Genomic DNA, 16,693 nt, shown 5'->3' on the forward strand with positions numbered 1-16,693 from the left:
GCCCCGTCCGTCAGCTTCGCTGACAGCTCCCCCGACGGGGAGCAATTTCCGCGCCCCTAAGCCCTGGCCCCCTGCGCGGCCTCCTCGGCCAGGCGGCCGTGCAGTTCGCTCATGTGGTCGAAGTCGGCTTCGAAGGCGCCCAGGCCCTGGGTCAGGCCCCGCAGCTCGGCGATCAGGTCCTGGCGCTCGCTCTGCGGCAGGTAGGCCTCGATCCGCTCCCAGCCGCGCCAATCCTCGCGGGGGCCGAGGCCCAGGATCTGGCCGCGCCGGGCGGTCAGGGCCGAGGTGACGTGGCTGGCGCTGGGCGAGGGCGAATAGACCGTCAGCTTCTCGATCGGCTCCAGCAGGATCGAGCCCACGGTCTTCAGGGCCTCCTCGATGGCGAGCCGTCCGGCCGTGCGGAAGGCCATTTCCGAGGAGTCCACGCTGTGGGTCATGCCGTCGGTGAGGGTGACTTCCAGGTCGGTGACCGGGAAGCCCAGGGGGCCCTTGGCCAGGCCGTCGCGCACGCCCGTCTCCACCGCCGGAATCCACTGCCGGGGCACGGCGCCGCCGACGACCTTCGACTGGAAGACGAAGCCGGAACCGCGGGGCAGGGGCTTCACCTCGATGGTCACGTCGGCGAACTGGCCGTGGCCGCCCGACTGCTTCTTGTGTCGCGCCCGCTGGGTGGCCGCCCGGGCGATGGTCTCGCGATAGGGGGTCTTGGGCTGCAGGGTGTCGATCTCGACGCCATAGCGGCGCTTGAGCCGCTCGAGCGCGAGACGCACGTGACCTTCGCCCTGGCCGGACAGCAGGATCTGGCGCTGTTCGGGATCGTGGGTGAGGGACAGGCCCGGATCCTCCTCGACCAGCTTGCCCAGGGAGCCCGAGAGCCGGACGTCGTCGTTGCGGTTCTTGGCCATGAGGGCGACCGAGAAGAGGGGCCGCCGCGGCCGGGCCTCGGCCTTGGGGACCTGGGGCTGGCCGGTGGTGGACAGGATTTGGCCGGCGGCGGCCTGCTCCACCTTGCCGATGGCGCAGATGTCGCCCAGCGGCGCCTCGGCGATCTTCTTCAGGGCCGAGCCCTGGACCTGGGAGAGGCCGCCGGCGCGGCTCTTGGAGCCATCCGCCATGACGAACTCGGCGCCGTCGGCCAGCTTGCCGCCGAACACGCGCGCATAGGCCAGCTTGCCGGACTGTCCGGCATAGGCCGCCTTCAGGACATAGGCGCCCCCGGTGATCCCGAGCCGCTCAGCCGCCTTGCCGACCGGCGGGGTCTCGTGGCGGAGGGCCTTCAGCAGCCGGCGGATGCCGAAGCCGTTCTGGGCCGAGCCGAAGAAGACCGGGACGATCAGCCCGTCGTTCATCTCCCGCACCAGATCGGTGAAGACGGCGTCGCGGCTGGGCTGGACGTCGGTCAGCAACTGCTCCAGCAGCTCGTCGTCGAAGTCGGCGATCTGTTCCAGCATGTGGAAGCGGGCGTCCGCCTCCTCCTGGCGCAGGTCGGCGGGGATTTCGGCGAGCTCGCTGGGCTTGCCGGGCCGGTAGACGAAGCAGCGCTCCAGGGCCAGGTCGATGTAGCCGCTGACCTTGTCGCCGTTCCAGGTGGGGATCTGGCGGGCCACCAGCGGGGCGGACGAGACGGGCGCCAGGGCTTCCAGCAGCTCGTTCAGCGTCCCGTGGGCCTGGTCCATCTTATTGATGAAGAGGGCGTGGGGGATGCCCAGCCGCTCAAGCTCGCGCAGGGTGGGCTGCAGCAGGATCGCCTTGGCCGGGTCGGGCTCGGCGACCACGATGGCGAGGTCGACGGCCGGCAGGGCCTTGTCGATCTCGCAGCAGAATTCCAGGGATCCGGGGCAATCGACGACCACGTAGCGGTCGCCCATGAAGTCGAAGCCGGCGAGGTTCAGTTCGACGGAATGGCCGCGGGCCTTGGCCTCGGGGCTCGAGTCGCCCACCTCGCCGGGGCGGACGGCCTGGCCGGTGGCGGCTTCCAGCAGGGCCTCCATCAGGGCGGTCTTGCCGGCGCTCGTGGGGCCGACGAGCGCAAGCGCCCGAACCGACCCCGTGTCTCGGATTGCCATGGTCGCGTTCTCCCATCACCGAAGGCGCCGAGGGCGCCCGCCTTGCGGGAGGTCGTGGCGCCCTTGCGCGCGGTTAGGAGCGGTCGCGGACCGGTACAGGCCAGCCGACGCCGCCCTTACGGGAAGACCCTACGCCCGGAGTTTCGCGGGCCGCGCCTCAAGAAGTCGTGAGGGCCGCCTAGCGATCCAGGGCCGAGCGGATCGCCAGGGCGCCCGCACGGGCGCGTCCCCGGGCGCCGATGGAAACGTCGTTGGCCGGCGCCTCGCGGGCGCGGCCGTAGAGCCAGCCCTGGGCATAGTGGACCCCCGCCCGGCGGACGGCGTCCTCGGCCTCCGGCGTCTCGACCATTTCGGCCAGGGTGCGGACCTTGAGCTCGGCGCACATGTTGACGAGGTGCTTCACGAAGGTGGCTTCGCGGCCCCCATGGGCCAGGTCGCGGATGTAGCGCCCATCGATCTTCACCAGGTCCAGGGTGAGCTGCTGGAGATAGGCCAGGGAGGCGGCGCCGGCGCCGAAGTCGTCCAGGCACACCTCGCATCCGGCCGCGCGCAGGGCCTGCAGGCGCCGGTCCGCGGCGGCGAGATCCTCCACGGCGGCGCTCTCGGTGAGCTCGAACATCAGCCGGCCGCTGGCCCATGGCCGGCTCTTCAGCAGCCCGAGCGCGCCGTCGACATAGCTGTCGCGCATCAGACTGCGGCCTGAGACGTTGACGGCCAGGACCAGCGCCGGGTCGCGCTGCAGCGCCTGCAGCGTCTCTTCCAGGATGGCCATGTCGAGCGGCTCGATCAGGTCCATCTCTTCGGCCATGCGGATGGTCGGGAAGGGGCTGCCGTTCGATCCGAACCGCACCAGCACCTCGTGGTGGTGCAGCTCGCCGCTCTCCAGCGAGACGACCGGCTGGTAGGCCAGGGTGAACCGGCGGTGCCTGATCGCCGCACCCAGGGCGCCGGCGTTGCTGAGCGCGGTGCGCATCGCCTCGTCCAGCGCCTGGGACAGGTCGCCGGGCAGGGCGTGGGCGAGGCCGTCCTTGAGCACGAGGTTCAGGGCGTAGCGCAGCGCCTGGACCGTCGACTTGCGGGTCTCCACGCCGGTCATGGGAACGGCGGCGGCGGTGGCCTGCACCTTGCTCACCCCGGCGTCCGCCAGCACGCGGGCGATGCGCTGGGCGACGACGTCCGTGGGCTCGTCGCGGCCCCGCACCAGGGCGTAGCGGTCCGGGCCGACCTCGGTGGCCGCTTCGCCGCGATAGGCCTGGGCGCGAAGGGCTCCGGCCACGAGCGACTGGAACCTGGCCGGGTCGTCGGTGGCGGCGGCCGAACGGGACAGGCCGCCCAGTTCCACGAAGGCGAGTTCCAGCTCCTGGGAGGCGCCCGACATCAGTTCGGCGGCGCGCGCCTCGAAGGTTTCGCGGCTCTGCAGGCCCGAGGCGCCGCGGCCGCTCGCGCGGGAGAGGGCGCACGAGATCGCCCCGTCGTTCTGGGGAAGGCGGATGGCCGTGAGGCTGGCGTGCCCGGCGGCCTTGCCGGCGACCTTCAGCACCACCGGCCCGGCCCGGGTGCCGTCTCCAAGGCCTGTGAACAGGGCCTCGACCATCGGATGATCCTCGGGATCGAACAGGCTCTGCCACGGACGCCCCCCGAGCGCGCGGTCCTGGACCCCCAGCACCGCCTCGCCGGCGCCCAAGGCGAAACTCACCTTGCCGTCCGCGCGGACCTCCAGCAGGAGGTCGGCGGCGGCGAAGCCGAAACCCAGAAACCGATGTGCAGATGGCAAGGCTGAATCATCTCCCTGCCAAAGGCTAGGTTCCCGCGCCTTAAGATCGCGTATGCGCTGGGCTTTTCGGGCCCTCAGGCGTCGGCCTTGTTCCGGCGCAGCATCCGCCGCCGGGTCTCGAGCACCGAATAGAGCCTTTCGCGCTCCTGGGGTCCGACCGGAAGGGCCGGGCGGGCCTGCTGCACGTCCACGTCGCGGCTGGCCTCCTCGGCCAGGCGGTCCATGCCCCGCGGATCGACCCGCCACAGGGCGTCGATCAGGTCCGCTACAAGCAGCTCCAGCGTGGCGACGCGGGCGATCAGATCCCGCTTGCTGGTGGAGTCATCGTCCGACATGCGATGGTTCCGTTTCAAGTCCGCCGACGATTGGGGGAAGTGCTTAAGTCTTCGACAGCGGCGCCATGAGCATGACGGAAAAGTTGAGTCGCACACAACCGGAACGTCCGACCGCGCGCGTCCTTCTGTTCGACGCCCAGGACCGGATCCTTTTGATGAAGGGCCGCCTGCCCAGCGCGCCGGACCGGCCCGGCGCCTGGTTCACCGTCGGCGGCGGGGTGGAGCCTGGCGAGACCTTCGTCGAGGCCGCGGCCCGTGAGATCCGCGAGGAGACGGGGATCGTCGACTTCGTCCTGGGGCCGGTGGTCTGGGTGCGCGAGGGCGTCATGCGCCTGCCCGAGCCGACGCTGCTGAAGGAGTGCTACATCGTGGCGCGCTGCGACGGGGGCGATCCCGTCCGCGACGGCTGGAACGCCATGGAACGCGCGCTCATCGACGACATCCGTTGGTGGACCGTGGGCGATCTGCACCTGACGCCGGAAAGGATCTTCCCGCCGGGCCTTCCGCACCGCCTGCCGCCGATCATCGCCGGCCGGTTTCCCGCCGAGCCGGAGGTCATCCCGTGGACCTGAGCGTCATCGGCCCGTCGCGCTTTGGAGGCTAGGACATGGCCATGATCGCCGCCCTGCTCGCCGCCGCCGCCGTTTCCGCCGCCTGCGACCTGGAGAAGCCTTCCGGCGCGCCCGGCTGCACCCAGGCGGCCGTCGACGCCCTGCCGATGAACGCCCTTCAGGCCATCGGCACCCACAACAGCTACAAGATGGCCATCGCGCCGAACGAGCTCGCCACGATCCGCGCCGCGAACCCCCGGGAGGCCGACGGCATCGACTATAGCCACCCGCCGCTGGCCGTTCAGCTCGACGCCGGGGCCCGGCAGCTCGAGATCGACCTGGCCTACGATCCGGCGCCGGGGCTCTATGCCGCCCCGCTGGGCTTCCGGATGGCCGGCAAGGCTGCGGTCCCCTACGACTTCGCGCCGCTGAAGCAGCCGGGCCTGAAGGTGCTGCACGAGGCGTCGGTGGACTATCGGTCGGTCTGCCCCCTGTTCAGGCAGTGCCTCGAGGAGATCCGGGCGTGGTCCAGGGCCCATCCCGACCATGTGCCGCTCCTGATCCTGCTGAACCTCAAGGAGGGCGGCCTGTCCCTGCCCGGCGCGACGGTGGCGCCGCCCTTCGACGCTGAGGCGATGGACCGGATCGACGCCGAGATCCGCGCGGTGTTTCCGGATGCGTCGCTGATCACGCCGGACCAGGTGCAGGATCGGCGCGCCACCCTGCGCGAGGCGGTCGCGGCGGGCGGCTGGCCCACGCTGAAGACGGCGCGGGGCCGGGTGATGTTCGCCCTCGACTGCCCGCCGGAGCAGGTCGCCCGCTACCGGGGCGACCGCAAGGTCCTGGAGGGCCGCGTCGCCTTCGTGAACACCGACGAGACCTCGCCGGCCGCCGGCTACATCACCCTGAACGAGCCCCTGGCGCAGTCGGCCCGGATCGCGGCGGCGGTGAAGGCGGGGATCCTGGTCCGCACCCGCGCGGACGCGGACACCCGCGAGGCGCGGGCGAACGACACGGCCCGCCAGGCCGCCGCCTTCGCCTCGGGGGCGCAGTACGTCTCGACCGACTACATGACCCCCGACCTGCGCCTCGGCCCCTATGTGGCGAAGCTGCCGGGCGGCGGCGTGGCGCGGCGCTCGCCGGTCCAGCCTTAGGAGGGCGCTGCGGCCGAGGCGGTCTCGGTCAACGGCGGCGCCGCCGCCGGCTCGGCCACGGCGGCCTTGGCGGCGGTCTCGGCGGAGGGCGGGACCTCGACCACGGTGATCTCGGGGACCTTGTCCTCGTCGTCGCCGAACAGGCCCTTCGCCAGCTTCTTGCCGAGGAAGCCGCCGGCGAACTTGCCCACCGGCCCGGCGACAGCCGCCCCGGCCGCGCCGCCGGCCACGCCACCGGCCAGCGTTCCGAGCTTGTCGCCCAGGCCGTCCTTGTCCTCCTTGGCGACGATCACGGGCGCGACCTTGGTGGGCTCGGTAGGCGGAGTGGGGGCGACGGCCTCCTGCACCGGCCGGGGCGGCGGAGCGGCGGCGGTCGGGGGCGGCGCATCCGTCGTCGGCGCGACGGTGGGCAGGGGCGCGAGAGCCGGCGCCGTAGCGGCCGGGCTGGCGGATGGAACGATGGTGAGGTGGGGAACGTCCTGCGCACGCGCGGCGCCCGGGAGGGCGACCGCGCTACAGATGGCGAGGCTCAATAGATCACGCATTTCGCAACGCTCCACGAGGACTTCCTCGACGTGAGCGTTTGCAACGCGTTGCGGGCCCGCAGGTTCAGCGCGGCCCGGAATGGGGGCCCATCGCGAGGATGGGCCCGCCGGAGTGTCTTAGCCGCTGACCTTCAGGTTGGTCGCGGAGGTCTTGCCGCTGCGACGGTCCTGTTCGAGGTCGAAATTGACCCGCTGGCCCTCGTTCAGGCCGGACAGGCCCGCCTGCTCGACCGCGGAGATGTGGACGAAGATGTCCTGGCCGCCGCCTTCCGGCTTGATGAAGCCGAAGCCCTTGGTGGGGTTGAACCACTTCACCTCGCCGGTGCCCGAGCCCGACACGACGCCGCGCGGACGATCGCCGCCGCCGCCGCCGCCGCCGAAACCACGGTCACGACCGCCGCCGTAGCCGCCACCGCCGCCGCCGTAGCCGCCACGGTCGCCGTAGCCGCCGCGGTCACCACCGCCGAAGCCGCCGCCGCCCGAACGACGGGGTTGGGGCGCGCCCTTTTCCGTCACGACGATCTGGGTCGCCGCCAGCTTGCCGGACCGGCGGTCCTGCTCGAGTTCGTACTCGACCTTGTCGCCTTCATCGAGGCTGTCGAGCCCGGCCTGATTCAGGGCCGAGATGTGAATGAAGACGTCCGAACCGCCGTCGTCGGGTTGGACGAAACCGAAACCCTTCGCCGTGTTGAACCACTTTACCGTGCCGCTCGCCATATCGTCGCAACCTACAGAGATAAGTCCTACGCCGCCCATGAAGCGGCGCCCGGCTAATCGCCCTGATGAGCCGTGCTACAAGTTGTAGCGGCGGATTTTCCCCAAGGCCAGCCGTCGTGACACACGCCGGTATTCGGACTAAGGCAGCGACCCCTTCGCCACAGCGCTGCCGAGGCCCCTCTTGAAGAGCATCTGCGTCTATTGCGGCTCGTCCGCCGGAACCGATCCGCGGTTCCTGGACGAGGCCATCCGGAGCGGGACCGAGATCGCGAAGGCCGGGCTAACCCTCGTATATGGCGGAGGAAAAGTCGGCCTGATGGGCGCGGTGGCCGACGCCGCCCTGGCCGCGGGCGGCCGGGTCGTGGGGGTCATGCCCGAGGACCTGGTCAACCAGGAAATCGCCCACAAGGGCCTCACCGAACTGCACGTCGTGCGGTCGATGCATGAGCGCAAATTGGCCATGTCGGAGCTGGCCGACGGCTTCCTCTGCCTGCCCGGCGGGCCCGGAACGTTCGAGGAAATCTTCGAACAATGGACCTGGGCGCTGCTCGGCATCCACGCCAAGCCGTGCGGGTTCGTGAACGTCGCGGGCTACTACGACCTGATGCGCCAGACGATCCAGCAGATGGCCGACAACGGCTTCATCGGCCAGGCCTATGTCGACATGCTGGTCTATGCGGAGACGACCCCGCAGGTGCTGGACGCCTTCCGCGCCTACGTCGCCCCGCCGCCGAAGTGGAGCACGAACAACCCGTAGGCGCGGAGCGCGCCGCAGGCGCCATTGGAACCGCCAAGACGCAAAGAACGCCAGGAAGCCAACGTGGCTGAACCCCTTGGCGAACTTGGCGTCTTGGCGGTGAATCTATCGGCGCTCACGCGCCAATTCAGAGCTCCAGCCGGTAGACCTTCTTGGCCGTGCCGGAGAAGAGAGCCGTCTTCTCGGCCGCCGAGGCGCCCTTGGCGATGTGCTTGAAAGCGTTCCACAGCGTGGCATAGCTGCAGCTGCCCATGTCCACCGGGAAGTTGCTCTCGAACATGCAGCGGTCTGGCCCGAAGGCCTCGACGCAGGTCTCGATATAGGGGCCCCACTCCCGCGCCAGCTGTTCCGAAGGCGCCCGCGGCTCGGCCAGGAACGAGGGGAAGTTGCAGAAGGCCATGGCCAGGCCTCCCAGCTTCACGACCACGTTCGGCGACTTGGCCAGCTCGTGGATGTTCGCCTTCCAGCCAGGGAAGCGCTCGGGCAGCTTGCCTGTGTAGCTGGCCCGGCCCAGCGGGGTGCCGACGTGGTCCAGCACGATGGTGGTGTCCGGGAAGGCGCGGGCGAGGTCGATCACGTCGGGAAGCTGCGGCTCCAGCAGCCAGGCGTCGAACGACAGGCCCAGCGGAGCCAGCCGCTTGAAACCCTCGCGGAACGTGGCGTCGCGGTAGAGGCCGGCCTCGACCCGGTTCAGCGGGCCCAGCACGTCCTTGTCGGCGTCGAACGAGGCGCTGTTGCGGATCCCGCGGAAACGGCCGCCGCCCGACTTGATGTGGGTCTCCAGCACCGGCGCCACCGCATCGCCCAGCAGCAGGTCGGCGCGGCCCACGATCCCGGCGCAGGCGCGGAAATCGCCGTAGAGGCCGCTGGCGCTCATCGCCGCCACGCCGTTGACGAACTCGGTCTCGCCGATGGGCCGCAGTTCCACGGGGCCGTCGGCCTTGTAGAAGGCGCCGCACTCCACGAAGACCGTGGCGATCACATTGTGGCCGCTGGTGGTGTCGGCGACCAGTTCGTCCAGCAGATAGCGCGCCGCCGGCTGGATCGCGGTCATGAACGGGTGCGCGTTCGGATCGGGCGGGGTGGCCGGCCGGTTCCACAGGTGGTGGTGCGGATCGACGATCGGCAGCTCGGGTTCGAGGATGGCTTCCGGCATGACGTTCGCTCCCGCTTTGTGATTGGCGGCCACGCTAGAGGCGCGGGCGCCCGTCCTCAACCCGGGAACGGGCAGCCTTACGGATCCGGTGTTTCAGCAGGCTTCGGCGGGAGGCTGACCAGGATCACCGAGGTGACCGGCTGGCGCTGGTGGCGTTCCCACAGCTCGACCAGTTCGCCCGGGCGGGGCGCGGGCGGCTGCAGGCGCCAGGCGGCGATCACCGCGCTCAGCACCGCGAGGCCCACCAGGGCCGCGCCGATCAGGGCATCGTGCCGGCGGGTGACGCGCAGCTGGCCGACGCGCACCTCCAGCGGGTGCAGGCCGGCGGCGGGCCAGTAGCAGCCGAAGGGCAGGGGCTGGGCGGCCAGCTGGGTCTTCAGGAGGGTCCGGGCGTAGAGGGCGCGGTCTTCGGGCCGCCGGCGCAGGACGGCCGCATCGCAGGCCAACTCCTGGTCCAGCCGCATCACGTGGGCGGCGAGATGGACCAGGGGGTTGAACCAGCAGAGCGCCTGCAAGGCCGCGCTCGCCGCGCTGGCCCTGGGGTCGCAGCGGGCGACGTGCTCGCGCTCGTGGGCGCGGATCAGGGCGCGCTCCTCGGCGGTGTACGTCCCGTCGTCCGCCGGCATCACCAGGCGCGGCGCGATCACGCCGACCACCGAGGGGCCGCCCCGGCCACGCCGCACCTCGTCCATGAAGCGCGCCTGCGCCCGGGCCATGCCCGCCAGGACCAGCAGGGCCCCAAGCCCCCAGGCCGCGAGGGCGGGCGCCGACCAGTTGGCCACGGCGGCGGCCAGGGCGTGAACTTCGGGCGCCCCGTCCTCGACCCGGGCCGGCATCAGCGAGGCGAGGGCCGCCAGGGGCGGCGCCGCCCAGAGCCCGTAGGCCACCTCCGGTCCGAAGGCGCGCCGGACCGGCAGCCGCAGGGCGAGCACCGCCAGCACGCCGAGGGCCAGAACCAGGTTCGCCCGCAGCAGGGCGGCCAGGACCTCACTCGTCATCGGCTTCCAGCTCCGCGATGAGGGTCTTCAGGCGCGCGACCTCGGCGGCGGAGAGGTCGCGGTGACGGGCGTAGTGGGCGACGAGCGGCGCCAGCTGGCCGCCGAACAGCCGGTCCAGCAGGCCCTGGCTCTCGCCGGTGACGTAATCCTCGCGGGTGACGATAGGCCTGTAGAGCGCCCGCCCGCCCGTGCGCTCGGACTTCAGCGCCTTCTTCTTCAGGAGCCGGTTGATCAGCGTCTTCACCGTCGCCTCGCCCCAATCCTGGGCCGGGCCCACGGCCTGGAAGATCTCCTCGGCGGTCAGCGGTCCACGGGCCCAGAGGGCTTCCATCACTTGGCTTTCGGCGCCGGAAATCTTCGACATCTTACACTCGTAGCCCTCTCGCGAGATTACGCACGTAAATCCGGCTGTCAACCGGCTTCGGCCAGCGTAGCGAGCGCGGCGGCGAGGGCGGATTTATGGCGAAGGTCGGCAGGCCCTTCAGGGTCGGATGGCGTGCACCGGGGCGGCGACGACGCCGTCGCCTTCGCTGCGGACCCGACGCCGGTCGCCGCGGCGCTTGAGCTGCTCGATCCGCACTTCCAGCGGGTGGGTTCCGCGCGGCGACCAGCGGCAGCCGAAGGGCAGGGGCGTGGCGGCGAGCTGGGTCTTCAGCAGGGTGCGCGCGTAGAGCGCCCGCGCCGCCGGTCGGCCGCGGACCACCGCCGCGTCGCAGGCGAGTTCCTGGTCCAGGCGGATGAGGCGGGCGGCCAGGTGGACCAGCGGGTTGAACCAGCAGAGGCTCTGGAACACGGCCGCCAGCACCGCGGCGCGGGGGTCCTTGCGGGCCACATGCTCGCGTTCGTGGGCGCGGATCAGCTCGCGCTCCTCGGCCGTGTAGCGGCCGTCGTTGGCCGGCATCACGATCAGCGGGGAGATGAAGCCGATCACCGCCGGACCTGCGCGGCCGGTCCGCACCTCGCCCTGGAACCGCGCCTGCGCCACGGCGAACACGGCGGCCATGGCGACCGCGCCCAGCGCCCAGAGGGTCGCGAAGGCGGCCAGGACCGCGCCGCTGATCCCGAACACCCAGGGGTCGCCATGCGGCCGGACGATCTCGATCAGCAGGGTCAGCAGGGCCGCGGCGAGGGGCGCGCCCCACAGGTGATAGGCCGCGGCCGGCCCGAACGCCCGGCGCGCCGCGATGCGCGCGACAGCCACCACCCCGATCGCCAGCGCGGCGACCAGGTTCGCCTTCAGGAACGCCGCGGCCAGCGTCGCCGCCGGGTAGCCGCCCAGGACGACGTGCAGCGGATCACTCATCGTCCGCCTCGAGCTTGGCGATCAGGGTCTTCAGGCGCGCCACTTCCTCCGCCGACAGGGCGCGGTGGCGGGCGTAGTGGGCGACCAGCGGGGCGATCTGGCCGCCGAACAGGCGGTCCAGCAGGCCCTGGCTCTCGCCGGTGACGTACTCCTCGCGGGTGACGAGCGGATGATAGAGGGCCCGGCCGCCGGCGCGCTCGGACTTCAGCGCCTTCTTCTTCAGGAGGCGGTTGATCAGGGTCTTCACCGTCGCCTCGCCCCAGTCGTGGGCCGGCCCGACCGTCTGCACGATCTCCTCGGCGGTCAGCGGCCCCCGGGTCCAGAGGGCTTCCATGATGTGGCTTTCGGCGCCCGAGATCTTCGACATCTTACACCCGTAGCTTAGGCCGGACGCTATCCGCCCCACCCGAAGTGTCAAGCCGCTGTCGCAAAGGCTAGGCGCGTCCTCCGGCGGGTTCCATAGTCGCGCCCGAGTCCCGGGGGAACGCGATGGCGGACGCGACGGCAGGCCAGGCGGCGCGTCCCGAGGACGCCAAGATCGGCGTGCCGGGCGCGGCGGCCCTGGTCGCCGGCTCGATGATCGGCTCGGGCGTCTACCTGCTGCCGGCCACCATGGGCGCCATCGGCTCCATCTCGATCCTGGGCTGGATCGTCGCGACCCTGGCGGCCCTGGCGATCGCGGGCGTGTTCGTCTGGTTGTCGGCCGAGGTCGCCGGCGCCGAGGGCCTGCCGGGATATGTCCAGGCGGGGCTCGGGCGGTTCTTCGCGACCCAGACGGCGGTGCTGTTCTGGACCTCCTGCTGGGCCGGGACCGTGGCCATCGCCCTGGCCGCCGCCGGGGCCGCCGGCTTCCTGGTCCCGACGCTGGCCGGGCCGGCGGCGCGCCTGGCCACGACCGTCGCCATCCTCTGGGTCGCCGTCGGCCTCTGCTGGCTGGGCCCGCGGGCGGTCGCCCGCACCGAAGGCTTCACCCTGGGCGTCGGGCTGCTGCCGGTGATCCTGGCCGCCACGGTGGGCTGGGTCTTCTTCCGGTCGGACGTCTTCCTCGCCTCGTGGAATCCATCGGGCCTGTCCGTGAGCAAGGCGGTCGGGGCCTCGGCGCTCAACGCCTTCTGGGCCTTCCTCGGCATGGAGTGCGCCGCCGCAGCGGCCGGGGTCGTGCGCGATCCCACCCGCAACGTGCCGCGCGCCACGATCCTGGGCGTCCTGGGCGCCGCGGCGCTGTATATCGCCGCGACCTCCGCGATCATGGGCATCCTGCCCGCCGACGTCCTGGCGAGGTCGGATGCGCCGTTCGGGGATGCGGCGCGCGCGGCCCTGGGCGCGGCGCTTGGCGCGGCGATCGCGGCCTGCACCTTCCTGCGGACCGGCGGCTGCGTGACGGGCTGGACGCTGGTGGTGGCCGAGACCTCGCGCGGCGCGGCCGACCAGGGGGTGTTCCCGCGCGTGTTCCGGACCCGGCCGGGCGAGCGGGCGTCGGCGGCCAACCTGCTGACGGCGGGCGGACTGACGACCGCCTTCGCCCTGGCCACCGCCAGCCCGAACCTCGCTGAGCAGTTCTCGACGATCATCAACGCGGTGTCGCTGCTGTCGATCTACACCTACGTCCTGGCCGCCGTGTCGCTGGCCAGGCTCGCCGTGCGGTTCACGCCTGGCCGCCGCGCCGCGGCCCTGGCCAATGCGGCCGCCGCGGTCGCCTTCTCCGTCCTGCTGATCTCGGGCGCCAGGCCGATCGAGCTGGCGCTGTCCCTGGCGCCCCTGCCGCTGGCGGCGCTCCTGTATCTTCGCTTGCGGCGGGGTGATCCCTAACGCCCCTGGCGTGTTATGCTTCAGCATATCAACGGAGCCCGCAGATGAAGCTCTCCGACGAAGACCGTGATCGTCTGGCGCTGCACACCGCATTCGCGGTGCATCAGATCTCCCGCTGGATCGCCACCCGCGACGACGTGCCGAAGGACATCCGCGACCGCCTGCGCGGCCACATCAGCGCCCTGGAGGGCGTGATGGTGACCAGCGGCCACGACTGGATCCGCGACGAGATGGAAGCCACCGAGGCGGCGCTGCACGCCTGACGCCGTCATCCGTTCAGGCGCGACGGCGGGGCGCGAAGGCCAGACCTTCCAGTCGTCCGCTGGGAGTGCGCATGCGCCGTCTGCTCGTCGCCACCTGCGCCGTCGGCCTCGCCGCCGCCGGCGACGCCCCGATCGCCTATCCGGAGGACTTCCGCGCCTGGACCCACGTGTCGAGCGGCGTGGTCGGTCCGGGCCACCCGGCTGCGCCGAAGTACGAGGGCCTGCACGCGATCTACGCCAATCCGGCGGCCGTGGAAGGCTACCGGACCGGAAGATGGCCGGACGGGGCGACCATCGTCTACGACCAGTGGACCGCCGCGAAGGCCGGTTCGGACGCCGAGGGCCAGGGCGAGCGCAAGTTCATCGACGTCATGGTCCGCGACAGCCGCCGCTACGCCGCCACCGGCGGCTGGGGGTACACGGAGTTCGTCTGGCCGGGACGCGACCGCGCCGCGGAGATCGAACGCAACATGGCCAAGGCCTGCGGCGCCTGCCATGCGGCGTCCGCGCCGGGCGGGGACCACGTGTTCAGCACGCTCAAGGACTGAACGGCGGCCGACGCCCCGGACGCCACGTCAAAGGCGGGCGCTTTCCGCTTGCCTGCCCCCGGGGAGGCTCGCAAGGTCGGCTCAAACAAATGTTTGGGAGACGCCGCCGTGGCCATCGACTTCGAAATCCCCGCCGACGCCAAGGCCGTGCGCGAGCGCGTGCGCCAGTGGGTGCAGGATGAATGCATTCCCGCCGAGAAGCGGCTGGTGGACAAGGAGAGCTACAAGACCGTCCTGGCGGAACTGCGCGCCAAGGCCCGCGCCCAGGGCCTGTGGCTGCCCTTCGTGCCCAAGGAGTACGGCGGCATGGGCCTCGGGCCGCTGGCCAACGCTCTGGTGCAGATGGAGCTGGGGCAGAGCCACCTCGGCGCGCTCAGCATGAACAGCCAGGGCCCGGACGACGCCACCATCCTGACCCTGCTGGCCCACGGCACCGAGTTCCAGAAGGAGAAGTACCTCAAGCCGCTGCTGAACGGCGAGAAGCGGGTCTGCTACTCGATGACCGAGAAGGCCGCCGGCGCCGACGCCACCGGCATGCGGACCACCGCGGTCAAGGACGGCAACGAGAACTATGTGCTGAACGGCGAGAAGTGGTTCTCGTCGGCCGCCAGCGCGGCGGACCTGGCCGTGGTCATGGCCCGCACCGATCCGGACGCCCCGCGCCACCAGCAGTTCTCGACCTTCATCGTCGAGCTGCCCAACCCCGGCTATCGCATCAAGCGCGACATCCCGACGATGGCCGCGGAGAGCGAGCTGTCGCACATCATGGGCGGCGGGCACTCCGAGATCGAGATCAAGGACCTGGTGGTGCCGGCCGAGAACCTGCTGGGCGGGGAGGGGCGCGGTTTCGACATGGGCCAGCATCGCCTGGCCTACGGCCGCCTGCGGCACGGCATGCACAACATCGCCATGGCCCAGCGGGCGCTGGACCTGGCCGCGGCGCACATCACCAACCGCGAGACCTTCGGCAAGAAGCTGGACGAGCGCCAGGCCGTCCAGTTCATGATGGCCGAGTGCGCGAGCCAGCTCTACATCGCCCGGCTGATGCTGCTGCACATCGCCTACAAGGCCGAGCACGGCCTGGACATGCGGCAGGAGAACTCCATCGCCAAGGTCTATCTGGCGCACATGGTGCACCACGTGGTGGACACGGCGATCCAGCTGCACGGCGCCCTGGGCTACAGCCGCGATACGCCGCTGGCGGCCTGGTACACGCACATCCGCTCGCAAAGGCTGGTGGACGGGCCCGACGAGGTCCACCGCTGGACGGTCGGCCGCAACGTGATCAAAGCCTTCAAGGCTTCCGGTACTACGGCAGGCGCCTGTGGTGGTGATCTGCTATAGATAAGCAGGTTGACGTGAACGTCACTTCGTTTGTCTAGGCCTCGACTGCCTCCTCGCGGCGGGCGACGGATCTATAGCTCGCCGCGACTGCCGTGCAGACGCCCGACGACATGATGTCGCAGTGCAATATTCTGTCCCGAGAATTCAAGAAGTTGTCCCGCAGGATCAAACTGGCCGGCGGTTAACCATATAGGGCCTTGCCTCACGAATCAGCCCGGGGGGGTGCGACGGGAGGAGCAGGTTCGGCTCCGCCCCGCCGGAGTCCTTCGGGCGCCACGTCGCCCGAGGTCCCGTGCTGTCCATGCTGTCACCCAAGCCCGTCGATGGCCGCCCGCCGGCGGAATATCCGGCCCCTGACGCGGCCCGCGAACTCAGGAGCCTCCTGGCCGTCCTGACCGGCGTCTGCGAGTCGTTGGTGGAGGGGCTGGACGGGCAAGGTGAGCCTCGGGAACTGGCGCGCGTCGGCCTGCGCGCCGCCCGCAAGGCGTCGACGCTCGCGGCCGGCCTCGCCGCCCAGGCGCCGCACGGGGAATCCGAGGCGGCCGGCGCCCCCGGTCCCGTCGTCCTGATCGCCGACGACGATCCCGATCTGCTCAAGCTGATCACCGCGGCCTTCGCCCGGGCCGGCTATCGCGCCTATCCCGCCCGCAACGGCCGGCTGGCGGCGCAACTGGTCCGCGCCCTGAAGCCGGACCTGCTGGTGACCGACATCGTGATGCCCGAGAGGGAGGGCATCGCCACCATCATCGAGACCAAGGCCGTCGCGCCCGACACCGCGGTGATCGCCATCTCGGGCGGCGGGGCGTTCGGCCGGACCGACGCCTTCCTGCAATGGGCGACCGAACTGGGCGCGGACGAGGTGGTGGCCAAGCCCTTCGCCATGTCCCGGCTGCTCGCCGCCGCAGAGGCCGTCCTGGAGCGCCGCGGCGTGCGCTCGACCGGGCGGCTGGCCGACCGATAGCGCGGCGCGAGGCGACCGCCTCCGCTCCGACCAGCAACATCAGACAGGGGCCGCGGGCGCCGCGGCGAGGAGGACTTGGGTGCGTGTGCTTTTGATCGAAGACGACCGGATGATGGCCCGCAGCATCGAGATGATGCTGAACGCCAGCGGTTTCATCGTCGAGAAGACCGACGCCGGCGAGGACGGCATCGATCTGTCGGGGGTCTATGACTACGACCTCATCCTGCTGGACCTGAGCCTGCCGGACATGTCGGGCCTCGACGTGCTGCGCGCCCTGCGCCGGAGCCGGAACGAGACCCCGATCATGATCCTGTCGGGCACGGCCGAGATCGACTCGAAGGTGAAGGCGCTGAGCCTCGGCGCCGACGATTACATGACCAAGCCGTTCCACAAGGACGAGCTGGTCGCCCGC

The 16,693-nt window shown here is 71.1% G+C and carries 19 protein-coding genes and 1 pseudogene; 9 read left to right on the top strand and 11 right to left on the bottom strand.

All coding sequences use genetic code 11. From position 1 onward, the window contains the following. Window positions 1–56: 56 nt before the first annotated feature. The 3 genes from AX721_RS09630 to AX721_RS09640 all read right to left on the bottom strand — a co-directional run bounded on the left by AX721_RS09630 (window position 57) and on the right by AX721_RS09640 (window position 4,175). Window positions 57–2,066: an elongation factor G gene (locus AX721_RS09630; RefSeq protein WP_068875795.1), complete on the bottom strand. Its 2,010-nt coding sequence runs from the start codon at window positions 2,064–2,066 to the stop codon at window positions 57–59. A gap of 178 nt (window positions 2,067–2,244) precedes the next feature. Further along, complete coding sequence (locus AX721_RS09635; protein ID WP_068875796.1) at window positions 2,245–3,840, bottom strand: EAL domain-containing protein; 1,596 nt, start codon at window positions 3,838–3,840, stop codon at window positions 2,245–2,247. Window positions 3,841–3,914: 74 nt separating this feature from the next. Beyond that, window positions 3,915–4,175 carry a hypothetical protein gene (locus tag AX721_RS09640; RefSeq protein ID WP_068875797.1) on the bottom strand — a complete coding sequence of 87 codons (261 nt, stop codon included), beginning with the start codon at window positions 4,173–4,175 and terminating at the stop codon, window positions 3,915–3,917. A 71-nt stretch (window positions 4,176–4,246) separates the two neighbouring features. Here AX721_RS09640 and AX721_RS09645 point away from each other — a divergent pair, with 71 nt between their 5' ends. Together AX721_RS09645 and AX721_RS09650 are read left to right on the top strand one after the other, a co-directional pair. Beyond that, window positions 4,247–4,747 (top strand): NUDIX hydrolase, encoded by a 501-nt coding sequence (locus AX721_RS09645; protein WP_082765530.1) that lies wholly within the window; start codon window positions 4,247–4,249, stop codon window positions 4,745–4,747. A 35-nt stretch (window positions 4,748–4,782) separates the two neighbouring features. Next, window positions 4,783–5,880 (top strand): phosphatidylinositol-specific phospholipase C1-like protein, encoded by a 1,098-nt coding sequence (locus AX721_RS09650; protein ID WP_231733309.1) that lies wholly within the window; start codon window positions 4,783–4,785, stop codon window positions 5,878–5,880. On the opposite strand, the gene AX721_RS09655 is transcribed toward AX721_RS09650, so the two are convergent. The 3 genes and pseudogenes from AX721_RS09655 to AX721_RS28285 form a co-directional block, all read right to left on the bottom strand. Further along, window positions 5,877–6,425, bottom strand: a complete 549-nt coding sequence (locus tag AX721_RS09655) for a hypothetical protein (protein WP_156467099.1) — start codon at window positions 6,423–6,425, stop codon at window positions 5,877–5,879. The genes AX721_RS09650 and AX721_RS09655 overlap by 4 nt on opposite strands. Before the next feature lie 117 nt (window positions 6,426–6,542). Then, complete coding sequence (locus AX721_RS28280) at window positions 6,543–6,764, bottom strand: cold-shock protein (protein WP_231733312.1); 222 nt, start codon at window positions 6,762–6,764, stop codon at window positions 6,543–6,545. Window positions 6,765–6,944: 180 nt separating this feature from the next. Then, a pseudogene (locus AX721_RS28285) lies at window positions 6,945–7,142 on the bottom strand (cold-shock protein); the annotation flags it as partial. Window positions 7,143–7,323: 181 nt separating this feature from the next. On the opposite strand from AX721_RS28285, the gene AX721_RS09665 reads away from it, so the two are divergent. Further along, entirely contained in the window at window positions 7,324–7,899 is a 576-nt protein-coding gene (locus AX721_RS09665; protein WP_068875801.1) for a TIGR00730 family Rossman fold protein, read from the top strand. Window positions 7,900–8,026: 127 nt separating this feature from the next. On the opposite strand, the gene AX721_RS09670 is transcribed toward AX721_RS09665, so the two are convergent. The 5 genes from AX721_RS09670 to AX721_RS09690 all read right to left on the bottom strand — a co-directional run bounded on the left by AX721_RS09670 (window position 8,027) and on the right by AX721_RS09690 (window position 11,723). Beyond that, complete coding sequence (locus AX721_RS09670; protein WP_068875802.1) at window positions 8,027–9,055, bottom strand: amidohydrolase; 1,029 nt, start codon at window positions 9,053–9,055, stop codon at window positions 8,027–8,029. A 77-nt stretch (window positions 9,056–9,132) separates the two neighbouring features. Beyond that, window positions 9,133–10,053 (bottom strand): M56 family metallopeptidase, encoded by a 921-nt coding sequence (locus tag AX721_RS09675; protein ID WP_068875803.1) that lies wholly within the window; start codon window positions 10,051–10,053, stop codon window positions 9,133–9,135. Continuing rightward, window positions 10,043–10,417, bottom strand: coding sequence for a BlaI/MecI/CopY family transcriptional regulator (locus tag AX721_RS09680; RefSeq protein WP_068875804.1), 375 nt, complete (start codon window positions 10,415–10,417; stop codon window positions 10,043–10,045). The genes AX721_RS09675 and AX721_RS09680 overlap by 11 nt, the downstream gene beginning before the upstream one ends. Before the next feature lie 117 nt (window positions 10,418–10,534). Continuing rightward, window positions 10,535–11,356, bottom strand: coding sequence for a M56 family metallopeptidase (locus AX721_RS09685; protein WP_068875805.1), 822 nt, complete (start codon window positions 11,354–11,356; stop codon window positions 10,535–10,537). Further along, window positions 11,349–11,723 carry a BlaI/MecI/CopY family transcriptional regulator gene (locus tag AX721_RS09690; protein WP_068875806.1) on the bottom strand — a complete coding sequence of 125 codons (375 nt, stop codon included), beginning with the start codon at window positions 11,721–11,723 and terminating at the stop codon, window positions 11,349–11,351. Before AX721_RS09690 ends, AX721_RS09685 begins: the two co-directional genes overlap by 8 nt. A 122-nt stretch (window positions 11,724–11,845) precedes the next feature. Between AX721_RS09690 and AX721_RS09695 the strand changes: the two genes are divergently transcribed. The 6 genes from AX721_RS09695 to AX721_RS09720 form a co-directional block, all read left to right on the top strand. Beyond that, complete coding sequence (locus AX721_RS09695) at window positions 11,846–13,165, top strand: amino acid permease (protein ID WP_068875807.1); 1,320 nt, start codon at window positions 11,846–11,848, stop codon at window positions 13,163–13,165. Window positions 13,166–13,209: 44 nt separating this feature from the next. Continuing rightward, the gene (locus AX721_RS09700; RefSeq protein WP_068875808.1) at window positions 13,210–13,428 is read left to right on the top strand and encodes a hypothetical protein; all 219 of its coding nucleotides are present in this window, start codon (window positions 13,210–13,212) and stop codon (window positions 13,426–13,428) included. A 71-nt stretch (window positions 13,429–13,499) separates the two neighbouring features. Further along, window positions 13,500–13,976: a cytochrome P460 family protein gene (locus AX721_RS09705; protein WP_068875809.1), complete on the top strand. Its 477-nt coding sequence runs from the start codon at window positions 13,500–13,502 to the stop codon at window positions 13,974–13,976. Window positions 13,977–14,084: 108 nt separating this feature from the next. Continuing rightward, window positions 14,085–15,320, top strand: coding sequence for an acyl-CoA dehydrogenase family protein (locus AX721_RS09710; protein ID WP_068875810.1), 1,236 nt, complete (start codon window positions 14,085–14,087; stop codon window positions 15,318–15,320). Between the two features lie 301 nt (window positions 15,321–15,621). Next, a complete protein-coding gene (locus AX721_RS09715; protein ID WP_156696793.1) occupies window positions 15,622–16,281 on the top strand; it encodes a response regulator transcription factor in 660 nt (219 codons plus the stop codon). Between the two features lie 79 nt (window positions 16,282–16,360). After that, window positions 16,361–16,693, top strand: a 333-nt coding sequence (locus tag AX721_RS09720) for a response regulator (RefSeq protein WP_156467100.1), incomplete at its 3' end; no start/stop codon positions are given.

Origin of the sequence: Phenylobacterium sp. CCH9-H3 (genome assembly GCF_001557235.1) — a bacterium.
Classification (GTDB): Bacteria; Pseudomonadota; Alphaproteobacteria; order Caulobacterales; family Caulobacteraceae; genus Phenylobacterium.